Genomic DNA, 4,111 nt, shown 5'->3' on the forward strand with positions numbered 1-4,111 from the left:
TTTATGAAGTACCAGTAGCCGATGCAGGAGAACCAGAGCGTAAGTGCGATGTTAGCACATTTGACATCATGGGTAATACTCAAGCAGGTTTTACAGGTCAATGGTCAAAAGTATCAGGCACAGGATCTATAACAGATGTAAATAGTGCTAGCACTACAGTTACAGGAGTTACAGCGGGTAATTCCATTACAGTACGTTGGACGTTAACAAACAATGCAAATAACACTTGTTACCACAGTGATGATGTGACGTTGTATAATGATGAAGTACCAGTAGCCGATGCAGGAGAACCAGAGCGTAAGTGCGATGTTAGCACATTTGACATCATGGGTAATACTCAAGCAGGTTTTACAGGTCAATGGTCAAAAGTATCAGGCACAGGATCTATAACAGATGTAAATAGTGCTAGCACTACAGTTACAGGAGTTACAGCGGGTAATTCCATTACAGTACGTTGGACGTTAACAAACAATGCAAATAACACTTGTTACCACAGTGATGATGTGACGTTAACAAATAACCCGAACCCAAGCTGTTGGATAACTGGAGATAATGAAATTTGCCAGGGACAAGAAGTTCCAGAAACAGCAACATTTATGGCAAATACAGACATAGTAGATCCTTTAGATATAGATTATCTTTGGACAGGTCCTGGAGTAACAGGTATGACTACTAAATCTGTTTCAGGGCTAACCATACCAGGAGATTATAAAGTTAAAATCACTAATAATAAAACAGGATGTTATACAGAGTGTACACGTACGTTGAAATTAATAGGCATTCCAGTAAGTCCAAATGTTACACCTACCAATTATTGTGAGAACGATCCAGAGCGTCCTACTACATTATGCGATTATGCCAATTTAGATGAGATACCTAATCTCCCAGATGGTTCTACAATAAAATGGGTTGCAGCTACCAGAGATGGTAATCCTTATGATATGGGGGCTTTGATAGAGTGTGAAGAAGAAGGAGTATTTGCACCAGCAGCTCCAACAGCAGTTGGTGAATATAAATACATTGTTGAAATTGATACAAAGGATGGTTGTATTACCTCTTTAGGAGCCGTAACAGGTTTTAATGTATACGAAGCTCCAGACGTAGATGCCGGAGCCCCATTTGGTAGGCTATGTGCCGAGGCGGGTAGTGTATTCTTACCAACAAAATTTATAGATGATACTGCTCGAACCAATGGAATATCTCACGAAGATGGTTCTTGGATGGGAATTAGTATTGATGGAGATGGTAAGGAATATGATAATGGTCTTGTTGAGAAAGGCGAAGATGGTAAGTATTATTTTAATATAGGTGAAGGACCTTTACCAGAAGGTACATATACGGTTAGATATACCGCTGCAGATCCTGAAACGGGTTGTATAAACTATGATGACACGACCATTTTAGTCGAAGAATGTCAAGATTGTGGTACCGCATTTGGTGTACGCGTAGATGACCAAATTGGAGGTGTAGATACAGCTATAAGTACTTGCTTTAGAGAAGAAGGTTTCCGTCGCTGGGGTTGGACCAACCGTATTGCTGAAAATAGTGGTACTACGGTGTTAGACCTATGGAGAGGCGCAGGACGTTGTATCCTTGAAAAAGGACAGTACATAGGTGAAGTAAGAATTACTTATGAAGGCGGTTTTGTAAGTGTAGTATATGATATGGCTGATGGTGTTGGGCTTGATGAAGCACATCTTTATATTGGCTGTGAAAGCTATCCAAAAAGCCCGAGTGGAAGTTATACCGTAGCTCCGGGGCAATATACCTTTAACTCGTACGATTTAACATTTAATTTAGGTACCTATACATTAGAGCCTATGCCTTATGAAGGAGACATCTACGTTATAGCACATGCGGTGGCTTGTACGGATGGTAGTTGGGATTTCGATTACGGTTATGTACCAACATCATCAGATGGTGAGTTTGTTGTAGGTGGTGAACCAATACCTAATGCCTGTAAGGTAGATGTAGGTGGTGAGCTTGGTAAAACAGCAAGCATTAAGGCATATCCTGTGCCATTTACCAACGAAGTAAATATTGCCTATAAGTATGAATATGATACCGATGTGCAAATTAATGTGTACGACATTAAAGGCGCATTAATTAAACAAACAGAGGATACCAATTATGCTAAAGGCACCATTGGTACTCAAACCATTAACTTGTCGGAAGCTGATGATCAATTGTACTTTGTACGTTTAACAACCTCTAAAGAGAGTGCTGTTACAAAGATAATTTCAGCAAAATCTCAGTAATAGGCAATTTAATTAACATTAAAAAGAGCAGCAATTATAGCTGCTCTTTTTATTCTTTGCCACCTTTAATCGAAAAAATTGGTGTAGTAACTAGCTATTTGTATATAAGTTATAAATATTGGTAACTTAAATCAACTCAATGGCTCATTGGCTTTTTAAACCAAATTACTATGAAACAATTTCTACTTTCACTAGCAGTATTTTTTTTCGGCATATATTACCTTAACGGCCAGGGCTGTATAGCGCCTTTAGAATTTCCAGGATCATTGAGTTCTTGGAACAATGATGGTGAGGACTATATTTTAACCTCGGCCATCGAAGCTGGCGAATATACCACCATCAGCGGCATTACAGTAAACGATAACTATGAATTAACTAGCAATAGAACGGCAGTACCCAATGCAGATTATATAACAGTTACCAACGACTCTGATACACCAACGGTGATAGCCCATGGGCAGTCCCCCTTAACATTCAGCACCACAGAAACAAGCATTAGAGTGCATATTACACTAGACGGACCAGCTAACTGTACGGAAGACGATGACACGCACCGTTTAACGATTCAAAACCTGTCCCAGGCGAACTGCAACCAGCCCAGTACCTATACGGAGAGCATCAAGTACAAGTCTGACACGCGTATCGATTTTCAGTGGGAAGCCCCCATGCTGACCACTCCCGACAGTTATGATTGGGAAGTCGTTGCCGATGGTGCAGGACAGGGCAACAGCCCGATAGCTTCAGGCAATACTACAGAAACTATTTTTAGTACAGGGGATGTATTGTCTCCAGCAACGCCCTACGATGTCTATGTCCGATCGAACTGTAGCGGTTCGGGTAACGGTGTCAGTTCCTATATAGGTCCCATAAACATTACCACCAACCAATATCCTCCACCGGTGAATGATTTTTGCGAAGAGGCTATTTTTTCGTTACAGGAGACCGCGAAGGACAATTCAGGTGATGCCACGCCTATTAATGGAACTATACTAAGTGGGGCAGGGTCCAATACCGGTTTTGAGAACTGTAGTGTACTGGGCAATGTAAGGGACGATGTCTGGTATTCGTTTATAGCGCAGACCTCAAATGTCAATATTACCTTGGAGAATTTATCCTTCGATGGCGTTATTTCATTGTTTTCCGGGAGTTGCAATAGTTTAAATCCAGAAAGTTGTGCAGATGCTTCCTCTGGCAACGAGGAGCTTAATGCCACCGGATTAAGCATAGGCGACACTTATTTTGTAAGGGTGTATTACCAAGGGTTCAATACCGAGGGGCTGTCCAGTGCCACATTCGATTTAAAGATTTGGTCAGACCAGACCATTACCGATACCGATGAGGACAATTACAGCGATGCCGTGGATTGTGCCATAAACAATCCTTCCATATATCCAGGGGCGCCAGAAATCTCGGATAACGGTATTGATGAGGATTGCGATGGAGATGATTTAAAGACTTGGTATTTAGATTCAGATAGTGATGGTTATGGCGATAATGCTAATTCAACCTTGTCTAACACCCAACCGGCGAATTATGTTTCAGATAATACAGATTGTAATGATGCTAATGGGTCTATAAACCCTGGAGCTACTGAAGTATGTGATGGTATAGATAATGATTGCGATGGCGATATTGATGATGATGATGCTAGTGTAACTGGTCAAACAACGTATTATATAGACGCCGATGAGGATGGTTATGGGGATGAGAATGATTCAGGAACTAGTTTTTGTTCAGACCCAGGAACGGGTTATAGCCTCACAAATGATGACTGTAATGATAGTGTTGCTTCTATAAACCCAGGAGCTACAGATATTCCAGATAATGGCATAGATGAAGACTGCGATGGCGCT

Annotated in this window: 2 protein-coding genes; both read left to right on the forward strand. The window is 41.1% G+C overall.

Annotated features, from left to right (window positions below; genetic code table 11):
- Positions 1 to 2,258 (forward strand): T9SS type A sorting domain-containing protein (locus DFQ02_RS04370; RefSeq protein WP_147297729.1); only part of this gene is annotated, 2,258 nt, incomplete at its 5' end.
- Between the two features lie 443 nt (positions 2,259 to 2,701).
- Positions 2,702 to 4,111: putative metal-binding motif-containing protein (locus DFQ02_RS15145; protein WP_220340209.1), on the forward strand; the 1,410-nt coding region annotated here is incomplete at its 3' end.

It is taken from the genome of Seonamhaeicola aphaedonensis (assembly GCF_003386195.1).
Classification (GTDB): domain Bacteria; phylum Bacteroidota; class Bacteroidia; order Flavobacteriales; family Flavobacteriaceae; genus Seonamhaeicola; species Seonamhaeicola aphaedonensis.